This is a genomic window from Geothrix sp. SG200, assembly GCF_022808935.1.
GTDB lineage: Bacteria > Acidobacteriota > Holophagae > Holophagales > Holophagaceae > Geothrix > Geothrix alkalitolerans.
The window spans coordinates 175,494-194,019 of record NZ_JAKZFR010000007.1; the positions used below are offsets into that span (position 1 = coordinate 175,494).

The following is an 18,526-nucleotide window of genomic DNA, read 5'->3' on the forward strand; positions in this document are numbered from 1 at the left end:
GTGCCAGTAGGGTGGAATGTGTGGCCCCGGCCCGTCAAGCGCGGCGCGGTTTCCTCGGCCCGGGCGCGGAGTGGCGGCCCGTGGCGGCGTCCACCGCGTCGATCCAGCCGGCGCGGGCCCCGGGGAAGGCGTCGGCGTAGGGCACGTAGGGCTTCAGATCCAGCACCGGCGTGCCGTCCAGCAGGTCCACGCCCCGCAGGCGCAGGGTGCGGCCCTCCACGGCCACCAGCTCCACGCAGGAGAGGCCGATGGGGTTGGGCCGGTGGGGCGAGCGGGTGGCCAGCACGCCGCGCTTGGCCCGGGGGCCCCGGGGCGGCTGCACCAGCGGCGCCCAGCCCTCGCTGAGGTGGAACGCGAAGATCAGCCACACGCGCTCGAAGCCCTCCAGGTCCCGCAGCACCGTCTCCGGCAGCGAGGGGTCCAGCTCCAGCGTGGCCTCGGCGGGCGCGCCCGTCGCCGTGCCCTCGACCACCGTGGGCTGGTGGGGCGCGTCGATGCGCGTGGCGTAGGGTGAGCGCAGGATTCCGATGGGGCGGAAGGTGAAGGCGGGGGCGTCCATGCTGGAAGGGTAGCGCCGCCGGCCGCTACCCTGGAGCCGATGCGACACCTCACCCTCGACGGTCGGCGGATCGAGTACCGCGACATCCCCGCCGCCCGGCCGGGCCGGCCGGACCTGGTGCTGCTGCACGAAGGCCTCGGCTGCGCGGCCCTGTGGCGGGACTTCCCCGGGAAGCTGGCCGAGGCCACGGGATGCCGGGTGGTGGCGGGCTCCCGGGCGGGCTACGGCAGCTCCGACCCCTACCTGGAGCCGCGCACGCCCCGCTACCTGCATCGCGAGGCGGAGGAGGCCCTGCCCGCCTTCCTCGCGGCCCTGGGCATCGAACGCCCGGTGCTCGTCGGCCACAGCGACGGCGGCAGCATCGCGCTGCTCTTCGCCAGCGCCTTCCCTGAGGCGCCTCTGGGCGTGGCCGTCCTGGCCCCCCACGAATTCGTCGAGGAGGAGACCCTGGCGGGCCTGCGGAGAGCCCGAAAGGCCTGGACCGCCACGCACTGGCCCCGGAAGCTGTCCCGCCACCACGCGGACGCGGCCCGGGTGTTCCACGAGTGGAACGACACCTGGCTGTCGGCGGCCTTCCGCGACTGGAACATCGAGGCCTGCCTGCGCGACATCCGCTGTCCAGTCCTGGCCATCCAGGGCGAGGACGACGCCTACGCCACCCTGCGGCAGATCGACGTCATCGCCGAGCAGGTGCCGGGGACGCGGCTGCTCAAGCTGCCCCGGTGCGGGCATGCCCCCCACCAGGATCAGGAGGCGCAGGTGCTCGCGGCGCTGGCGGACTTTGTCGGCGGGCTGCCCCGGCGCTGAGCGCGGGTCACAGCCGGGACGTGGCGCCCCCGTGGGCGGCCAGCGCCTTCAGGATCTCCACCACCTCGGCGGCGGACTGGGGCCGGTCCTCCGGGCGCTTCGCCATGAGCCGGGCCACCAGGAGACCCAGGTCGGGGGGGAGGTCCGGGACGGCCTCGCCCAGGGAGGGTGGCGGCGCGTCCAGGTGCAGGGCCAGCAGGTCCTCGATGCGGGGGGAGTCGAAGGGCGCGCTGCCGGCGCACAGTTCGAAGAGCATGACCCCCAGCGCGTACAGGTCGGTCCGGGCGTCCACGACCCCGCCGCGGATCTGCTCGGGGGACATGTACCGCGGCGATCCGATGAGATTCCCCGAATCCCCGGGGGCCTGGGTGGTGGCCGGCGCGGCGAGGCCGAAGTCCATGATCTTGGCGTCGCCCCGGGTGTCGAACAGCACGTTCGCCGGCTTGATGTCCCGGTGGACCACGCCCACGAGGTGGGCCGCCTCCAGCCCCTCGGCGACCTGGCGGGTGATCCGCAGGGCCAGCGGCAGGGGGAGCCGCCCCCGTCCTTCCAGCAGTTCCCGGAGGGTGGTGCCCCGCAGGTATTCCATCGTCACGAAGGGGATGCCCTCGCTCTCGCCGAAGTCGTGGATGCGGAGCACGTAGCGGTGGGTGATCCGCCGGGCCAGGCGGATCTCCTGCTTGAGCCGGTCGAGGAAGGCCGGGATCGAGGCCAGGGCCGGCCGGACCACCTTCAGGGCCACCTCCTCGTCGAGCTGCAGGTCGCGCACCTGGAGGACCACGCCCATCCCGCCCCGGCCCAGCAGCCGTTCCACCCGGTAGCGGCCGGCGAAGGTCTCCCCGATCCGGAGGGGGCCGGGCAGCGGCTCATCCGCCGGCATGGTCGCGGGCGGCGCCAGGCGCAGGGTCGCCTCGTCATCGCGGACCGGCGGGGAAGACGCGGACGGCCGCCGGGCCGCGGCCAGCAGGGCCAGGAGCTCATCCTTGGCCTTCAGCTCCGCCACCATCGACTTGAAGGTCCGGGTCAGCACGCCCACCTCGTCGGGGCTGGGCATCAGGGCCAGGGGGCCGGGATGCTCCCCGGCCGCCAGGGCCTCCGTGGCCGTGGCGAGCTCCTTCAGCGGGGCCGTCACCTTCCGGGCCGAGCGCAGGCTGAGGCCCAGGGTCACGAGGAGCCCCACGGCCCCGGCGGCGAGGATGGCCCGCTGGAGGTTGCGGAACGGCGCCAGGAGGGGATCCACGGGCATCAGCAGGACATCTGCCATCTCCAGGTTGAGCGCGTTCACGCCCCGGATGGGGGAGACCAGCCCCAGGTAGTTCAGCCCGCCCACGCGGAAGGGCAGCACGCCGGAGCCCTGGCCATCCAGGACCCGGGCCCGCACCGCCAGGAGGGACGGCTCCCGCGCCAGGAGGCGGTCGAGCTCGCCGGAGCCCGGGAGGGTGGCGCCCAGGGTCTGGAAGCGGCTGAGCAGGGCCAGGTGGGGCGCGGGATCGCCCCGCTGGGGTCCGGCCACGGCCATGCGACGCAGGTCCAGGGCGATCCGGTCGTCCACCCGCACGCCCACGAGCATGGCCCCGAGCGCGCGGCCCCCGGGGGATCGCAGCGATCGGGCCACCGCGTGGTAGACCCCGGGACGGTTCCCCCAGTCCACGCGCAGGAAGCCCCGGTAGGAGGGGCCGGGATGGCCGGCCGTTTCGGCCTCCTCGGGGGCCAGGGCCATCTGCAGGATCCCCGCCTCGGGGAAATCCGTGCGCCCCCCGGGGCCGGTGGTGGACAGCAGGGTGCCGTCCGGCTTCACCACCAGGGCGAGGTCGGCCCCGAGCCGCGGGAGGTTGTCCGCCAGGGTGTCCGCCAGGCTCGCGGAGGCGCCCGATTCCAGCGCCTGCTCCACGAGGGCGAGGTTGCCCGAATATTCGGTGAAGACCTCCAGGCCCGCGTCCAGAGAGCGTCCCTGCTGCTCGAAGGCACGCTCCACGACGTACCGCCCGGCGGAGAGGCTCGCGGCCGCCGTGGCCCGGGCGCCGCGCTCCGCCTCGCTGTAGGCCACCCAGAGGATGAGCGCGATGAGGGCGGCGATGGCCGCCGCCTGCCGGAGGAAGAAGGTCCACGCCAGCGTTCGGTACCAGCTCATGGGCTGCGGCATCGGCCTTCCTTGGTCGGTGGCTATACTGGCTCGAATCTACCCCGGATGCCCAGCATGATTCGAGTCCCCGTGAACGGCCAGCCGACCCTGGCCCTGGCTCCGGCCCTGGCCCTGGCTCCGGCCCTGGCGCTGGCCCTGGCGCTGGCCGTTCCCCTGCAGGCGGGCGGACTGGAGGGCCCCGTGCGGCTGCACGAGAAGGGCGGCCGCATCCGCGCCTCCCTGAAGGACTGCGTGGCCATCCTGGAGCCCGTCGAAGCGCCGGTGCCGCCGCCCGGGCCCTCGAGGCCCGTGGCCATCCGCACCCTGGGCAAGCAGTTCCAGCCGCGGGTCTCCCTGGCCACGCCCGGCACCGAGGTGACCTTCCCCAACCTCGACCACATCCTCCACAACGTGTTCAGCGTCACCCAGGGCAACCGCTTCGACACGGGCCAGTACCGGCCCGGGGACGCGCCGAAGGTGACAGTGGCCCGGCCAGGCCTCGTGAAGCTCTACTGCAACGTCCACCACCAGATGAACGCCTTCCTCTGGGTGGTGACGACGCCCTTCGCCCAGGTGCTGGACGGCCGCGCCGGGGTGGCCTTCGACCGGGTTCCCCCGGGCACCTACCGGCTGCGCCTCTGGCATCCGGAATCCGGCGAGAAGGCCTGGACCGTGCGGATCGGCGCCGAGGTCACCCATGGCAGCTGGGACCTGGACCTGTCCCTGCCCGCCCTGGAGCCCCACAAGAACAAGTTCGGGCAGGATTATCCGCCGCTGGCGGACGACCGGGCCTACTGATCATGCGGTTTTGCGTTCGAAGGAAAAGATCACCTGATGAACGGCGGACTTCAGCCGCAAAAGAAGAACGCGAATGGCGCGAAAACGCCCTCCGGGCGTGCGAAGGGCGCAAAGGGGCCCCGACCCATCCCGGACATCCTTTTGCAGGCGGCGGCCCTGACGGCCCTGGAAACCGCCCGGGCCGCCGCCTGCAAAACAGGTCGCGCTTGCGCGACCGGGGGCCGGAGGCCCGGATGTCCTGAGCTGAAGCGCTGGGAGCTGCCTTCGCGTCCTTGAGTTTTTGCTTCGCGGCCTTCGCGTCGGCTTTTAAGCTTCCTGTCGAACTGAACGCACCTTGGCATCAGAACCGCTTCTGCACCACCAGCATCGTCCGGGTGACGGACTCATCCGCACCGTCCGTCCGCTGCCGGAGCACCACCAGCGAGGCGATCCAGCGGCGGGGCAGCGGCAGGGACAGGTCGGCGCGGGGTCCCCGCACCCGCCGGTAGTACCACCACTCGTCGCCGTTCACGGGATAGAGGGTGCCCGTGGAGGACAGCCGCTGCCAGGTGAGGGTGAGCTGGGGCCAGTAGGCCCGCTCGCGGCTGCCCAGGGCGACCTGGGCCTCCTCCGACGTCTCGCCGGTCTCGCGGTTCCGGATGCCGGACCATCCGGCTTCCACGGGCAGGATCGCGTGCCAGGTGCCCGAGGCCCCGGCCGCCTCCACCACCAGCCGCTGGCGGGCCGCGGGATCATGGCCCGGCAGCCGGCGGAGCCGCTCGTCGCCGGGATCCCAGGCCAGGTCCCAGCGCCCGGCGTGGGCCGTCCAGGACCAGGGCCCGGTGTCGATCCGGAGGACCAGCTGTCCGGCGGCGAGGTCCACGCGTCCGCCCAGGACGTCCCGGACCCGACCTGCCGCCACGCGGAGACCCGCCTCCTCGAGCATGCCCCCGGCGCCGCGCAGCCCGACCCGTCCGCCGACGCCCAGGAAGCGGAGGTCCGGATCCCACAGCGCCTGCGGGGCCAGGAGGCCGCTGCCCTGGAGCCCCAGGCTCAGGGAGCCGAAGGCCCGCTCGGAGACCCACGACGCGATCCCCCGCGCCACGTCCGCCTGGGTTCCGTTAGAAGGCTGCTGATCCCAGCGGGCCGCGTTCAAGCGGTTGCCATCAGATCCCACGGCGGATCGCGTGCCGGCCTCGAGGCGCAGCGGGCCGGACTCCCAGGCCCAGCGGAGGCGTAGCTGCCCGTCCAGACGGCGGAAGGCCTCCCCCGGAGCCCCCGGGGCCGAGAGCCGGTCCCCCCGGAGCGTCAGTTCCCAGGCGGGCGCCCAGGGGTTGGCAGCCTCCGGGGCGAAGGGCGCGGCCTCCTGGCCGGCCAGGGCCACGGCCACCAGGGGGAGGGTCCAGCGGAGAAGCGTCATCGGCCTCCAGGGGGAGTTCCCGGCGATGGTAGCCCACCACCGTCACCTCAGGCATCTCTTCCCTGATGTCTTCACCTGTTGTCCTCCCTGTTGTCTGCCCCGCGGAACCGGAGGGTCTCTCATCTCCGGACCGGATCTGGAGGGAATCTCCCCACATCCCACGCTGGACCCATTCCACCCTGGGCCCCGGCTCAGGGACCCGCCCGCCAACGGAGGCACCCATGCTCATGCACCCGGCGCACAGGCAGCCGGCCGACCCCACGCGGCGTCCCCTCTCGACCGGCCTCCTCGGCGCGGTCCTGCTTGGCATGGCGCCCTGCGTCGGGTGCGGCAGCGCGGGCGGCGGCCCATGCGGCTACCGACCTTGACGGGGGTACCTCCGAACCGGATGCTGGTCGTGACAGGGAGCCGGATGGGCAGCTGGGACCTCGCCATCGCGCTGGACCGATCCAATGCCGAGCCTCTGTACCTCCAGCTGGTGAAGGCCATTGAGGAGGGCATCCGCCACGGGCGCTTCAAGCCCGGGGATGCCCTCCCGGGAACCCGGGCCATGGCCGATCTCCTCGGCGTGAACCGGAACACCACGCTGGCCGCCTACCGCGAGCTCGAGGCCGAGGGCTGGATCGAGGCCTCCCCCGATCGCGGCACCTTCATCGCCCGGAACCAGCCTGTGGTCCTCGACGCCCCCGCGGGCATCGCCGCCCAGGACTCGGCCTCCTGGAAGCGGACCACGCCCCGGGAGGGCCCCTTCTTCCAGCCCGGCATGCCCGCGCCCGAGTCCTTCCAGCTCCTGCCGGACACCACGGACCTGCGGCTCACGCCCACGGAGGCCATCCACCGGGCCTACGGCCGCGTGCTGCGGCTGCATCCGGAGCGCCTGCTCCAGCCGGGCTGGGATCCGCGCGGCCTGCTGGACCTGCGGAACTCGCTCTGCAAGATGCTGCGCGACCTGCGCGGCCTCTCGGTGGAGGCGGGGAACCTCCTGCTCACCCGCGGCCTGATGAGCACCCTCAACCTGGTGTCGCGGGTGCTCTTCGGGCCCGGGGACGCGGTGGCCGTGGAGAACCCCGGGCAGTTCCGCGTGGCCGAGGCCTTCCGGGCCGCCGGCGCCCGGCTCTTCGCCGTCCCCGTGGACGCCCACGGCCTGGACGTGGAGGCCCTCGAGCACCTCCTGCGCCGGGAGCCCATCCGCCTCCTCTACCTCACCACGGCGCCCCAGCAGCCCACCCAGGTGAGCCTGGATCCGGCCCGGCGCCAGCGGCTGCTCCAGCTCTCGGAGGCCCACGGCTTCCGCATCCTGGAAGGCGACCCGGCCCTGGGCTTCCACCGGGAGCGCAATCCGCGCCTGCCCCTGGCCAGCGAGGATCCCAAGGGCCGCGTGCTCTACTTCAGCAGCTTCGAGCAGATCCTCGCGCCGGGCATGCAGGTGGGCTTCCTGGCGGGCGAGGCCGGCCTCATCAAGACGCTGGCCCAGCAGCGCCAGCTGGTGGACTGGCCCGGCAATCTCGTGCAGGAGGCCACCATCGAGGAGACCCTGCGGGACGGCGAGATCGTGCGGCACCTGCGGCGCGTGCGGAAGCTCACGGACGAGCGGCGGGAGACCATGGTGGACCGCCTGCTGCTCCACCTCCACCCCGCCATCTCCGTGAAGAACCCGCGGGAGGGCCTCTCGCTGTGGGTCCGCGTGGCCGAGGGCGTGCCCCTCGAGGCCTGGACCGAGCGCTGCCTCGCCCACGGCGTGGTGGTCTACCCGGGGAGCCTGTACGACCTCCACCACCAGCCCGTGCCCTACCTGAGCCTGGGCTTCGCCGCCCACGACCTGGACGAGCAGAACGAGGCCTGCCGCCGCATGGCCCTGGCCCTGGCCGAGGTCAGAGGCAGCTGACGGCTACCATGGCTGCATGAACGACCAGGATCAGCGACCCCCGCGCCGCCCCCGCTACAAGGGCACCCACCCCCGGCGCTTCGAGGAGAAGTACAAGGAGCTGGCCCCGGAGCGCTATGCCGAGGAGCAGGCCAAGGTAGCGGCCCGGGGGCACACGCCCGCCGGCACCCACCGGTCGATCATGGTGGACGAGATTCTCGAGGCGCTGGCGCCCAAGCCGGGTGAGGTCGCCCTGGACGCCACCCTGGGCTACGGCGGCCATGCTCGGGAGCTCCTGACGCGGCTCCAGCCCGGCGGGCGCCTCGTGGGACTGGACGTGGATCCCCTCGAGCTGCCCCGCACCGAGGCGCGGCTGCGGGCCCTGGGCTTCGACGATACCGCGCTGATCGTGCGCCGCACCAACTTCGCCAGCCTCGCCAAGGTGGCGGCGGAGCTCGGTCCCTTCGACCTGGCGCTGGCGGACCTGGGCGTGTCCTCCATGCAGATCGACAACCCGGCCCGCGGGTTCACCTGGAAGGCGGAGGGGCCCCTGGACCTGCGCCTCAACCCCCAGAAGGGCCGTCCCGCCTCGGACCTGCTGTCCGCGCTCGATGCGGCCGCCCTGGCGGAGCTGCTGGCGGAGAACGCCGACGAGCCCCATGCAGACGCCCTCGCGCAGGCCATCGCAGGCCTCCGGATCGGCACCACGCGGGAGCTGGCGGGCCACGTGCGCGCCGCCCTGCCCGCGCTGGACGACGACGAGCTCAAGAAGGTCCTCCAGCGCACCTTCCAGGCCCTGCGCATCGCCGTGAACGACGAGTTCGGCGTCCTGGACCGCTTCCTGGCCCAGCTGCCCGGCGCCTTGAAACCCGGCGGCCGCGTGGCCATCCTCACCTTCCACTCCGGCGAGGACCGCCGCGTGAAGAAGGCCTTTCAGCAGGGCCTGCGGGAGGGCCTCTACGCGGAAGTCGCGCCCGAGCCCCGCCGCGCGTCACCGGAGGAGCGCCGTGCCAATCCGCGTTCCACCAGCGCCAAGCTCCGCTGGGCCGTGCGGGCGTCCTGAGGGCCCACACCCAGCCAATCCGGAAAAGAAGAACGCGAATGACGCGAAAATGCCCTGCGGGCGCGCGAATGGCGCGAATGGGACTCGTCCCGCCCCGGACATCCCTTCACGGGCGGCGGCCATGGCGGCCCATGGAAGCCGCCCGGAGCCGCCGCCCGTGAAGCAGGCCGCGCTTTGCGCGCCCTGGGGCCGCAGGCCCGGATGTCCTGCAACCGACACGCATGTGTTCGCCTTCGCATCCTTCAGCGCTTTTCTTCGCGCCCTTCGCGTTCGTCTTTTCGATCTGGGGAGTCACCGATCGCGAGGCGAGTGCTCACTCCGAGCCCGCCAGGCGGCCCAGCTCCAGCGCGAAGCGCACCTGCTGCATCAGGCCCGCCAGGTTCCAGGCGGGGTCGTAGCGGTCCGAGGGGCGGTGGTAGTGGTTCAGGAAATCCGAGGCCTTCGCCTGGGCCGCGGCCTTGTCGCCCAGGTAGTCCCAGCCGCCGTCCAGCGAGAAGCCCGGCGACAGGGCGGGCACGCCGGCCTTCATGAAGGGGTAGTGGTCGGAGCGGAAGCAGAGCCCCGCCGGATCGGCCTTCGGCGGGGTGATCACGAGGCCCGTGGCGGCGGCCGCCCGGGCGCAGAGGGCGCGGGTGGCCGGGTCGTCCGACCCCAGCAGGCCGATGTCGCGGGTGGGCCCCACCACGTTCAGGCTCTCGAGGTTGATGACGAGCCGGGTCTTCGCCAGGGGCCGCAGGGGCGAGGCCACGTAGGCGGAGGAACCCAGCAGGCCCTGCTCCTCCGCGCAGGGGAAGAGGAACAGCACGCTGCGCGCGAGCGGCCGGGCCGCCAGCGCCTGGGCCAGGGCCAGGACCGCCGCGCAGCCCGTGGCGTTGTCCACGGCCCCGGGGTAGATGGCCCCATCCGGCCGCTTGCCGAAGTGGTCCCAGTGGGCCGCGTAGATCACGCACTCGTCGCGGAGGGCAGGGTCCGTGCCCGGAAGGATCCCCGCCACGTTCCACTGCTCCAGGGTGCGCACGGCGGAGTGCAGCGCTCCCCTGGCGCGGAGGGGCAGCGGGACGGGGCGGAAGCCAGGCGCGTCGGCGCCCGCGGCCAGGGCAAGGAAATCCTGGCCCGCCGCCGCGAAGAGGCGGACCGCGAAGGCCTCGGTGATCCAGCCCTGCATCGCGCCGGCCTGCCCGGAGCACTCCCGCTGGAACCGCTCGCCGCCCCAGCTGTTCCGGACCACGGTCCAGCCGTAGCCGGCGGAGGTGTCCGTGTGCACCAGCAGCGCGCCCGCGGCGCCGCGGCGGCGGGCCTCCTCGAACTTGTAGGTCCAGCGCCCCTGCTCGTTCTCCGGCTGGCAGCAGAGGGGCATCGGCACGCCTCCCCGGCGGTCGCCAACGAGCATGACCAGGACCTTGCCGCGCACATCCAGCCCCTTGTAGTCGTCCCGGCCGGAGGCGCCGATGCCATGCCCCACGAAGACCAGGGGCGCGTCCACGGACAGGGTGGCCTCGGCGCCGGCGGCGCCCATCACCAGGTCCGTCCCGAGCAGGGGCGTCGTCACCCCTTTCGGCCCCTCGAAGGCGAGGCCGCTGGCGGCCTCCTCCAGTCGCACCCCCGAAAGGCGCACGCTCTGGCGGAAGCTGGACCCGTTCGCGGGCTGGAGGCCCATCGCCTGGAGCTGGGTCTCCAGGTAGCGCACGGCCAGCTCCCCGCCGCGCTGGCCGGTGCCCCGGCCCTCCAGCACGTCGTCCGCCAGGAAGGACAGGTGGGCGCGCAGGGCGCCCTCGTCCACCGGAGGTCGCTGGGCCAGCAGGCCCGAGCAGGCGAGGGCGAGGCAGAGGACGGTTCGCATGGTGGGCTCCGGGACCACCTTAGAGTGTCTAACGGATCCCCAACAGGTCGGTGTTGTCCAAGGCAACTGTCCATCCGCCCTCAACCTTCCGGCCCCCTCCTGCGTAAGCTGCCTGGACCCCTCAGGAACCCGGAGAGACGTATGCGCCTGTTGCCCCTCCTCGCCACCGCCCTCGTCGCGGCAGCTTCCGTCAGCGCCTCGGCGCAGATCGACGCCCGCCTGATGCGCTACCCCGACGTGTCGGCGACGCAGATCGTCTTCACCTACGCCAACGACCTGTGGATCGTCCCCAAGGCCGGCGGCACGGCCCAGCGGCTGTCCACCCCCAAGGGCGAGGAGTCCTTCGCCCGCTTCTCGCCGGACGGCCGGGAGGTGGCCTTCAGCGGCAACTACGACGGGAACCTGGATGTCTACACCCTGCCCGTCACCGGCGGCGTGCCCACCCGGATCACCCACCACCCCATGCCCGACCGCATGGTGGACTGGACGCCGGACGGGAAGTCCATCCTCTTCGCCTCGGGCATGGAATCGGGCAAGGATCGCTTCAACAAGCTCTTCACGGTGGCCAAGGGGGGCGGCCTGCCGAAGGCCCTGCCCCTGCCCTACGCCGAGTTCGGCGCCCTGTCCCCCGACGGCAAGGTGCTGGCCTACCAGCCCATCAGCACCGACTTCCGCACCTGGAAGCGCTACCGCGGCGGCATGGCCTCGGAGATCTGGTTCTACGACCTGGAGAAGAAGACCGCCAGCCGCCTGCCCAGCGAGGGGGGCTCCAACGACTCCCAGCCCATGTGGCACGGCGGGAAGCTCTACTTCCTCTCCGATCGCGATAGCGCGAAGCGCGCGAACGTCTGGTCCTATGACCTCGCCACGAAGGCCTTCAAGCAGATCACCTTCTTCAAGGATTACGACGCCCACTTCCCGGCCATCGGCCCCTCGGACATCGTGCTCGAGGCCGGCGGCCGGCTCCACCGCATCGAGCTGCCCTCCGAGAAGGTGGTCGAGGTGAAAGTGGACGTGGTGACGGACCAGGCCACCTTGAGGCCGCGGGAGGAGAACGCCAGCCGCCTCCTGAAGAACCCCACCCTCTCGCCCCAGGGCAAGCGCGTGCTCTTCGAGGCCCGGGGCGAGGTCTTCTCCGTGCCCGCCGAGAAGGGCTACGTGATGGACCTCACCCGCACGCCCGGCGCGGCGGAGCGCTACCCCGCCCTGTCCCCGGACGGCAAGCAGGTGGCCTATTTCAGCGACCGGTCGGGGGAGTACGAGCTGTACCTGCGGCCCTCGGACGGCTCCGGCCAGGAGCGCCAGGTCACGCACCTGGGCCCCGGTTTCCGCTACCGCATCTCCTGGTCGCCGGATGGGAAGCAGGTGGTCTTCGCCGACCAGGCCATGCGCATCAACCTCTGCGACCTGGGCACCGGCAAGGTCCAGGCGGTGGACAAGGGCCTCTTCCTGTTTGATGGCCCCCTGGAGGCCTTCCGCGCCAGCTGGTCCCCGGACAGTCGCTGGGTCGCCTTCCCCCTCGACGCCCCCAACCGCAACAGCGTGATCGCGATCTACGACACGAAGACCGGGCAGCGGCACCAGGTGACGGCGCCCTTCTACAACGCCGGCGACCCCGCCTTCGACCCCGAGGGCAAGTATCTCTTCCTCAGCACCGGCCAGCAGTTCGCGCCCACCTACAGCGACCTGGATGGCACCTGGGTCTATGCCGCCACCACCCGCCTGGCGGCCCTGCCCCTGCGCAAGGACGTGCCCTCGCCCCTGGCCCCCCGCAACGACGCGGACGCGACCAAGGATGAGAAGGCGAAAGACGAGAAGAAGGAAGCCGGCAACGGGGGCGCCAAGAAGGACGCCGACAAGCCCGAGGCCCCCAAGGCCGTTGAGATCGACTTCGACGGCCTGGAGTCCCGCATGGTGCTGCTGCCCCCCGTGGCCGGCTACTACACGGACCTGGCCGCCACCAAGGGCAAGCTGGTCTACCGCCGCGCAGCCCAGCTCAACCCCATGGCCGAGACCTTCACGGGCACGCTCTACACCTACGACCTGGAGGAGCGCGAGGAGAAGGCCGTGCTGGCGGACGTGGACGGCGCCCTCCTCAGCGAAGACGGCAAGAAGGTGCTGGTGAACCGGAAGCAGGAGTACGCCCTCCTGGACCTGAAGCCCGACCAGAAGTTCGAGAAGAAGCTGCCCACGGGCGAGCTGATGATGACCGTGGAGCCCCGGGCCGAGTGGCAGCAGATCTTCAACGACGCCTGGCGCCTCGAGCGCGACATGTTCTACGACCCCGGCATGCACGGCGTGGACTGGAAGGCCCAGAAGGCCCGCTACGGCAAGCTGCTGCAGGGCTGCGTCACCCGCGAGGACGTGAACTTCGTCATCGGCGAGCTCATCTCCGAGCTGAACGCCTCCCACGCCTACCGGGGCGGCGGTGATCAGGAGATGCCGGCCCGGCTCGGCGTCGGCCTCCTGGGCGCGGACTTCGCTCTGGAGCACGGCGCCTACCGCATCAAGACCATCCTGCGGGGCGCGGCCTGGGATGCCAGCGTCCGCGGCCCCCTGGCCCAGCCCGGCCTCCAGGTGAAGGAGGGCGACTACCTCCTGGCCGTGAACCGAATTCCCCTCGATCCCCGCGTGGACCCCTGGGCGGCCTTCCAGGGCCTGGCCGGCAAGACCGTGCTTCTCACCGTCAATGACAAGCCCACCCTGGAGGGCGCCCGCGACGTGGCGGTGGCGACCGTGGCCAACGACTACCCCCAGCGCTACTGGGCCTGGATCGAGGCCAACCGGAAATACGTGGAGAAGGCCTCCGGCGGACGCATCGGCTATGTCTACGTGCCCGACACGGGCATCGGCGGACAGACGGACCTGGTGCGCCAGTTCCGCGGCCAGTGGGACAAGGCGGGCCTGATCATCGACGAGCGCTTCAACAGCGGCGGCCAGATCCCCGACCGCTTCATCGAGATGCTGGGCCGCAAGACCCTGAACTACTGGGGCGTGCGCGACGGCAAGGACTGGCAGTGGCCCCAGATCGCCCACGACGGTCCCATGGCCATGCTCATCAACGGCTGGAGCGGCTCCGGCGGCGACCTCTTCCCCCACTACTTCCGCCAGGCCGGCCTCGGCCCCCTCATTGGCCGGCGCACCTGGGGCGGGCTCATCGGCATCAGCGGAGCCCCGGCCCTCATCGACGGCGGCACGGTGACCGTGCCCACCTTCGGCATCTACTCGAAGGACGGGAAGTGGATCGTCGAAGGCCACGGTGTGGACCCCGACATCGAGGTGCTGGACGATCCCGCCCTGCTGGCCCAGGGCAAGGATCCCCAGCTCGACCGGGCCATCCAGGAGGTGGAAGCGGCGATCAGGAGGCAGCCTGCTCCCGCCCCCAAGCCCGCGTATCCCAACCGCGCCAACTGATCTTTTCTAGTGCGCCCCGCATCGCGGGGCGCAACTCTGTACCGCTAGAAGATCTCCTTGAAGAAGTCCTTCATGTGCTGCCAGCTCCGGCGATGGGCGGCCTCGTTGTAGGCCGCGCCCTTGCTGTTGTCTCTGCCGGCCTCCTTCTGCGTGAAGGCGTGCACGGCGCCGGCATAGGCCACGAACACGTAGTCCGCCTTCGAGGCCCGCATCTCGTCCTGGAAGGCGGCCACGTCCTTGGCGGGCACGAAGGGATCGTCGGCGCCGTGGCACACCAGCACCTTGGCGGAGATGGGGCCGGGCTTGAAGTCTGCGGGCACGTCCAGGCCGCCGTGGAAGGAGACCACGCCCCTCACGGGCAGGCCTGCGCGAGCCGCCTCCAGGGCCCCCGTTCCGCCGAAGCAGAAGCCGATGACGGCCAGGCGCGAGGCATCCACGCCCTTCTGGGCCTTGAGCGCGTCGAGGGCCGCGGCGATGCGCCGGCGGTAGAGGGCCCGGTCGCCCTTGTACTGGCCCGCCAGCTTGCCGGCCTCGGCGGTGTTCGCGGGCCGCACGCCCTCGCCGTAGATGTCGGCGGCCAGGGCCACATAGCCCAGCTTGGCCAGGTCGTCCGAGACTCTGCGCTCATGGTCCGTGAGGCCCATCCACTGGTGGATGACCACCACACCAGGCATGTTCCCCTTCAGGGCGCCCTTGGCCACGGGTTTCGCCAGGTAGCCCGAAAGCTTGGTGGCGCCGTCGGCGTAGGTCAGCGGCTGGCCGGCCAGCAGCGGGAGGGTGGCGAGGGAGAGGGCGAGGGCGGCACGTCGCATGGAGCCTCCGGGGTGGAGGGTGATCCTATAGCTGTTCAAACTAGAATTCCAGGGCGGGGGACCCGGAACCGATAAGGGGAATGAGCCGCTGTGGTCCCGATTCCCGAGCCGGCTCGTCAGGAACCCGGTCATGTCCATCCACCTCCACCCGGATGTCGAAGCGGAAGCCCAGCGGCGGATGACCGCCCAGATGTTCAAGAACGCACCCTTCACCTGGGGCGTGCACCTGGCCAACGCCGCCCTGCTGGCCTGGGCGAACGTATCCCAGGCCGTTCCGCAGAGGCTGGCCCTGGCCTGGTGGGGGCTCGTCGCGGTGTTGGCCACGGGCCGCTACGCCCTGGCCCGTCGCTTCGCGGCCGCGAATCCGGATGCCGGGGCTGCCATGGTCTGGCGCCGGAGGTACGTGGTGGCCACCGCCTTCGTCTCCGCGGCCTGGGGCGCGGGCGCCGTCCTCTTCGTGTGGAACGGCACCGGGGAGGCGCGGATGTTCACGGGCCTGGTGCTGGCGGGCATGATCGCAGGCGCGGTTCCCATCCTGGCCGCCGTCCCGGCCGCCCTATGGGTCTTCGTGACACTGGCGGGCCTGCCCATGGCGGCCGCGATCCTGCTCAGGGCCCAGTCCCACCTCCCGTGGGCCTACGGGCTCATGTGCCTCATCTTCATGGGCTACCTCCTCGCGGGCGCGAAGTACCTGCACGGGATGCTCGGCATCGCGACCCGGCTGGGCCTGCGGCAGGCGCGCCTGGCCCAGAACCTCGAGCAGGCCCTCGCCCAGCGGAAGGAGCTGGAGGAGGCGATGCGCCGGGAGCGCGACTTCGCGGAAGGGCTGATCGACACGGCCCAGGCCATCGTCATCGTCCTCGACGCAGAGGGGCGGATCCTCCGCTTCAACCGATTCGCGGAGGAGCTCTCGGGCTACGCCCAGGCGGAGGTCCAGAATGCGGACTGGTTCGCCGTCTTCCCCGTGGAGGCGGAGCGGAGCGAGGCGCGGGCGCGCTTCCAGGAGGTGGTGGCCGGAGGGAGGAGCACCGCGAACACCAGCGAGATCCTGGCCCGGGACGGGCGGACGATCCTGGTGGAGTGGCACGACAAGCCGCTGAGGGACGCCGGCGGAGCCGTCATTGGCCTGCTGGCCCTCGGCCAGGATGTCACTGAACGCGAGAAGCTGGCGGAGTCCCAGCGGCTCCTGTCCGCAGCGGTGGAGCAGAGCGTCGCCTCCATCGTCATCACCGACACGCGCGCGGACATCCAGTTCGTCAATGCCGGCTTCACCCGGTCCACGGGCTACACGCCAGCGGAAGCGATCGGCCAGAACCCCCGCATCCTCAAGTCCGGCCACACGCCACAGAAGACCTTCGAGGACATGTGGGCCGCCCTCAACCAGGGCCTCCCGTGGGAAGGGGAGCTGGTCAACCGGAAGAAGAACGGCGAGGAGTACTGGGAGCTGGCCCGCATCTCCCCCATCGTGGATACCAGTGGGCGGACGACGCACTACCTCGCCGTCAAGGAGGACATCACCCAGCGCAAGGCCATGGAGGCGGAGCTGCAGCGTCTGGCCACCACGGATCCCCTCACGGGCGTGGCCAACCGCCGCCGCTTCCTCCAGGAGATGGACCTGGAGCTGGCCCGCCACAAGCGCTTCCACAAGCCCGTGGCCTTCCTCCTGCTGGACCTCGACCACTTCAAGCAGGTGAACGACACCCACGGCCACGCCGTCGGGGACCTCGCGCTCAAGCACCTCGCGGAGCTGGCCCGGGTGCGGCTGCGGCGGCTGGACCTCTTCGGCCGCCTGGGTGGGGAGGAGTTCGGCGTCCTGCTTCCGGGCACCGACCAGGCGGGCGCCATGGCCTTGGCCGAGTACTTCCGGAGCCAAGTGGCGCATACGCCGGTGCAGTCCGGCACGGGTCCCATCATCCTGACCGTGAGCATCGGCCTGACCGCCTTCGATCCAGGCGATGCCGCCCCGGACGCCATCCTGGCCAGGGCCGACGCCGCCCTCTACCGCGCCAAGGAGGGCGGACGGAACCGGGTGGTGTCGAATCCGGCGGCCTATCGCCCCGTGCTGCCGTAGCCCCCATCGCCGCGCCCGGTGTCGCCCAGGGCCTCGACGCTGGGCTCGGGGAGCCAGGTCCAGCTCTCCACCGGGGCCACCAGCAGCTGGGCGATGCGCTCGCCGCGGCGCAGCACAAAGGCGGCTTCTCCATGGTTGATGAGCAGCACCTGCACCTCGCCGCGGTAGTCGGCGTCGATGGTGCCGGGCGCGTTCAGCACCGTGAGGCCGTGGCGCAGGGCCAGCCCCGAGCGGGGCCGCACCTGGCCCTCGAAGCCCTGGGGGATGGCCAGCACCAGGCCCGTGGGCACCAGCCGCCGCTGGCCCGGCGCGATCGTCCAGGCCTCACCCTCGGGGATCGCCGCCCGCAGGTCCATGCCTGCGGCGTGCGCCGTGGCGGCGGCGGGCAGGTCGAGGCCGTGGCCATGGGGGAGCTGGTGGACCGGGATGCGCATGGAACCAGGGTCCCAGGGGGAAAGGCCGGGACGCAATCCCGGGTTCCGCCCCAGGTCGCGATCCCCTTCCTTGGTCCGGGCCCGCGGCTTGATAAACTTGATCTTTGGCCCGGATGTCCCGCGCCGTTCTTTTCGGGAGGGTCATGGCCCACGGTGGCCGCCGATGGATCGCGCCGACCCTCGCGGGGCTCGCGCTGGCCGCCTTCGTGGCCTGCCAGCGCGAGGACCCGCAGATCCGCGCCCTGACCGAGCAGGCGGCCCAGGCGGACGAGGCCTCCCAGCAGCTCCGGCAGGCCTGGAGCGCGCAATTCAAGAGGCTGGCCTTGGTCGGGGTCCGGGATCTCCGCCTGGACGCCAGCCCCATGCTGCTGACACCGGCGCAGAAGCGGGCCCTGGAGGCGCGGATCCGGATCGAGCAGGACAGCTCCCGGCGGGGCCTCCTCCTGGAGATTCTGGACAAGGAGGCTGAGCTCCGGACGCTGAGCGATCGGGTCATGGACTTGAAAGCGGCGCTGCCCCCGCCGGAGATCGCGCAGGCGAACGACAGCCACTACGGCCTGGCCATGCGCTTCCTCAGAGGCCGCGGTCTCTCGGAGGAGGCGGCCCGGAAGACGCTCAGCCACGTGCCCCTGTCGGCACGCATGGCCCCTGGCTTCGAGGTCTACCACTTCTACGTCCACGACAAGTACGGCACCTGGGTGTCCCAGGGCGGGGCCGCGCTCTCGCCCCGGGAGCTGGACCGCCGGGAGCCCGACCCCTTGCCCGGCCAGCGCGACGCGGCCGTGGCCGCCAGCCGGCGGCTCCAGAAGCAGCTCGGCGTCCTGGAGCACCAGAAGCGCGACATCGAGCGCGAGATCTCCGGCCTCCAGGCGGAGCAGCTCAGCATCCTTGAGGGCCAGGCCCGGCTCCAGTGGGAGAACGCCGATCAGCTGGCCCGGCTGAACTCGCTGCACTACCTGGTCGGCGTCCGGGCCGCGCTGGAGAAGGAGGGGATCATCAAGGTCCCCCTGTTTGGCCTGGACCACTCAGGGCCGAGCTGGCGGGACGCGGCCTTCACCCGCCACCTGGACCTCCGCACCGGCACCACCCTCGTCATCCGGGCCCGGGAGGTGGGCCTGTCGCGCATCGCCAAGGTGATCGTCGTTCCTGGCTCCTACACCGCGGGCGAGCACTACCGCCTGACCCTCAGCGCCGACGGGCAGGCGGCCACCGTGGAACTCCTCGCCCTGCCCCGCTTCAAGAACGACAAGGTGGTGTTCGCCGTCGAGGACTGACCGACCCACGGATGGGGCCGTGGATGAGCCGGCCCGGGACGGCTATGCTGGAGGTTCGCGCTTCCTGCC

Annotated in this window: 13 protein-coding genes; 7 read left to right on the plus strand and 6 right to left on the minus strand. The window is 71.8% G+C overall.

All coding sequences use genetic code 11. The annotated features are described in order from the left end of the window. Positions 1–34 precede the first annotated feature (34 nt). The gene (gene tsaA, locus ML539_RS14090) at positions 35–559 is read right to left on the minus strand and encodes a tRNA (N6-threonylcarbamoyladenosine(37)-N6)-methyltransferase TrmO (protein WP_243324890.1); all 525 of its coding nucleotides are present in this window, start codon (positions 557–559) and stop codon (positions 35–37) included. A gap of 39 nt (positions 560–598) precedes the next feature. Here tsaA and ML539_RS14095 point away from each other — a divergent pair, with 39 nt between their 5' ends. Next, positions 599–1,366, plus strand: coding sequence for an alpha/beta hydrolase (locus ML539_RS14095; RefSeq protein WP_243324893.1), 768 nt, complete (start codon positions 599–601; stop codon positions 1,364–1,366). Positions 1,367–1,373: 7 nt separating this feature from the next. Here the strand turns inward: ML539_RS14095 and ML539_RS14100 are convergent, their stop codons facing one another. Further along, the gene (locus tag ML539_RS14100; RefSeq protein WP_243324895.1) at positions 1,374–3,509 is read right to left on the minus strand and encodes a serine/threonine-protein kinase; all 2,136 of its coding nucleotides are present in this window, start codon (positions 3,507–3,509) and stop codon (positions 1,374–1,376) included. A 54-nt stretch (positions 3,510–3,563) separates the two neighbouring features. On the opposite strand from ML539_RS14100, the gene ML539_RS14105 reads away from it, so the two are divergent. Beyond that, positions 3,564–4,286, plus strand: a complete 723-nt coding sequence (locus ML539_RS14105) for a hypothetical protein (RefSeq protein WP_243324897.1) — start codon at positions 3,564–3,566, stop codon at positions 4,284–4,286. 340 nt (positions 4,287–4,626) lie between these two features. On the opposite strand, the gene ML539_RS14110 is transcribed toward ML539_RS14105, so the two are convergent. Further along, positions 4,627–5,685, minus strand: a complete 1,059-nt coding sequence (locus tag ML539_RS14110) for a hypothetical protein (protein WP_243324900.1) — start codon at positions 5,683–5,685, stop codon at positions 4,627–4,629. Positions 5,686–6,073: 388 nt separating this feature from the next. Between ML539_RS14110 and ML539_RS14115 the strand changes: the two genes are divergently transcribed. Further along, the gene (locus ML539_RS14115) at positions 6,074–7,570 is read left to right on the plus strand and encodes a PLP-dependent aminotransferase family protein (protein ID WP_243324902.1); all 1,497 of its coding nucleotides are present in this window, start codon (positions 6,074–6,076) and stop codon (positions 7,568–7,570) included. Between the two features lie 16 nt (positions 7,571–7,586). Continuing rightward, a complete protein-coding gene (gene rsmH / locus ML539_RS14120) occupies positions 7,587–8,612 on the plus strand; it encodes a 16S rRNA (cytosine(1402)-N(4))-methyltransferase RsmH (protein WP_243324904.1) in 1,026 nt (341 codons plus the stop codon). Between the two features lie 313 nt (positions 8,613–8,925). On the opposite strand, the gene ML539_RS14125 is transcribed toward rsmH, so the two are convergent. After that, a complete protein-coding gene (locus tag ML539_RS14125) occupies positions 8,926–10,452 on the minus strand; it encodes a M28 family peptidase (RefSeq protein ID WP_243324907.1) in 1,527 nt (508 codons plus the stop codon). A 141-nt stretch (positions 10,453–10,593) separates the two neighbouring features. Between ML539_RS14125 and ML539_RS14130 the strand changes: the two genes are divergently transcribed. After that, entirely contained in the window at positions 10,594–13,866 is a 3,273-nt protein-coding gene (locus ML539_RS14130; protein WP_243324909.1) for a S41 family peptidase, read from the plus strand. A gap of 44 nt (positions 13,867–13,910) precedes the next feature. Here the strand turns inward: ML539_RS14130 and ML539_RS14135 are convergent, their stop codons facing one another. Beyond that, positions 13,911–14,678: a dienelactone hydrolase family protein gene (locus ML539_RS14135; RefSeq protein ID WP_243324911.1), complete on the minus strand. Its 768-nt coding sequence runs from the start codon at positions 14,676–14,678 to the stop codon at positions 13,911–13,913. Positions 14,679–14,808: 130 nt separating this feature from the next. Between ML539_RS14135 and ML539_RS14140 the strand changes: the two genes are divergently transcribed. After that, the gene (locus ML539_RS14140) at positions 14,809–16,749 is read left to right on the plus strand and encodes a diguanylate cyclase (RefSeq protein ID WP_243324913.1); all 1,941 of its coding nucleotides are present in this window, start codon (positions 14,809–14,811) and stop codon (positions 16,747–16,749) included. On the opposite strand, the gene dut is transcribed toward ML539_RS14140, so the two are convergent. Beyond that, on the minus strand, positions 16,728–17,183 hold the full coding sequence (gene dut, locus ML539_RS14145; protein ID WP_243324915.1) for a dUTP diphosphatase: 456 nt from the start codon (positions 17,181–17,183) through the stop codon (positions 16,728–16,730). The two genes, ML539_RS14140 and dut, sit on opposite strands and share 22 nt — an antisense overlap. Before the next feature lie 143 nt (positions 17,184–17,326). Here dut and ML539_RS14150 point away from each other — a divergent pair, with 143 nt between their 5' ends. Further along, positions 17,327–18,457, plus strand: a complete 1,131-nt coding sequence (locus ML539_RS14150) for a hypothetical protein (RefSeq protein WP_243324917.1) — start codon at positions 17,327–17,329, stop codon at positions 18,455–18,457. The last annotated feature ends 69 nt before the right edge of the window (positions 18,458–18,526 follow it).

Coding starts and splice junctions, on each gene's coding strand:
- dut (WP_243324915.1), bottom strand. CDS start 17,183: ATGCGCATCCCGGTCCACCAGCTCCCCCATGGCCACGGCCTCGACCTG.
- ML539_RS14110 (WP_243324900.1), bottom strand. CDS start 5,685: ATGACGCTTCTCCGCTGGACCCTCCCCCTGGTGGCCGTGGCCCTGGCC.
- ML539_RS14125 (WP_243324907.1), bottom strand. CDS start 10,452: ATGCGAACCGTCCTCTGCCTCGCCCTCGCCTGCTCGGGCCTGCTGGCC.
- tsaA (WP_243324890.1), bottom strand. CDS start 559: ATGGACGCCCCCGCCTTCACCTTCCGCCCCATCGGAATCCTGCGCTCA.
- ML539_RS14115 (WP_243324902.1), top strand. CDS start 6,074: ATGCTGGTCGTGACAGGGAGCCGGATGGGCAGCTGGGACCTCGCCATC.
- ML539_RS14105 (WP_243324897.1), top strand. CDS start 3,564: ATGATTCGAGTCCCCGTGAACGGCCAGCCGACCCTGGCCCTGGCTCCG.
- ML539_RS14140 (WP_243324913.1), top strand. CDS start 14,809: ATGTCCATCCACCTCCACCCGGATGTCGAAGCGGAAGCCCAGCGGCGG.
- rsmH (WP_243324904.1), top strand. CDS start 7,587: ATGAACGACCAGGATCAGCGACCCCCGCGCCGCCCCCGCTACAAGGGC.
- ML539_RS14130 (WP_243324909.1), top strand. CDS start 10,594: ATGCGCCTGTTGCCCCTCCTCGCCACCGCCCTCGTCGCGGCAGCTTCC.
- ML539_RS14100 (WP_243324895.1), bottom strand. CDS start 3,509: ATGCCGCAGCCCATGAGCTGGTACCGAACGCTGGCGTGGACCTTCTTC.
- ML539_RS14150 (WP_243324917.1), top strand. CDS start 17,327: ATGGCCCACGGTGGCCGCCGATGGATCGCGCCGACCCTCGCGGGGCTC.
- ML539_RS14135 (WP_243324911.1), bottom strand. CDS start 14,678: ATGCGACGTGCCGCCCTCGCCCTCTCCCTCGCCACCCTCCCGCTGCTG.
- ML539_RS14095 (WP_243324893.1), top strand. CDS start 599: ATGCGACACCTCACCCTCGACGGTCGGCGGATCGAGTACCGCGACATC.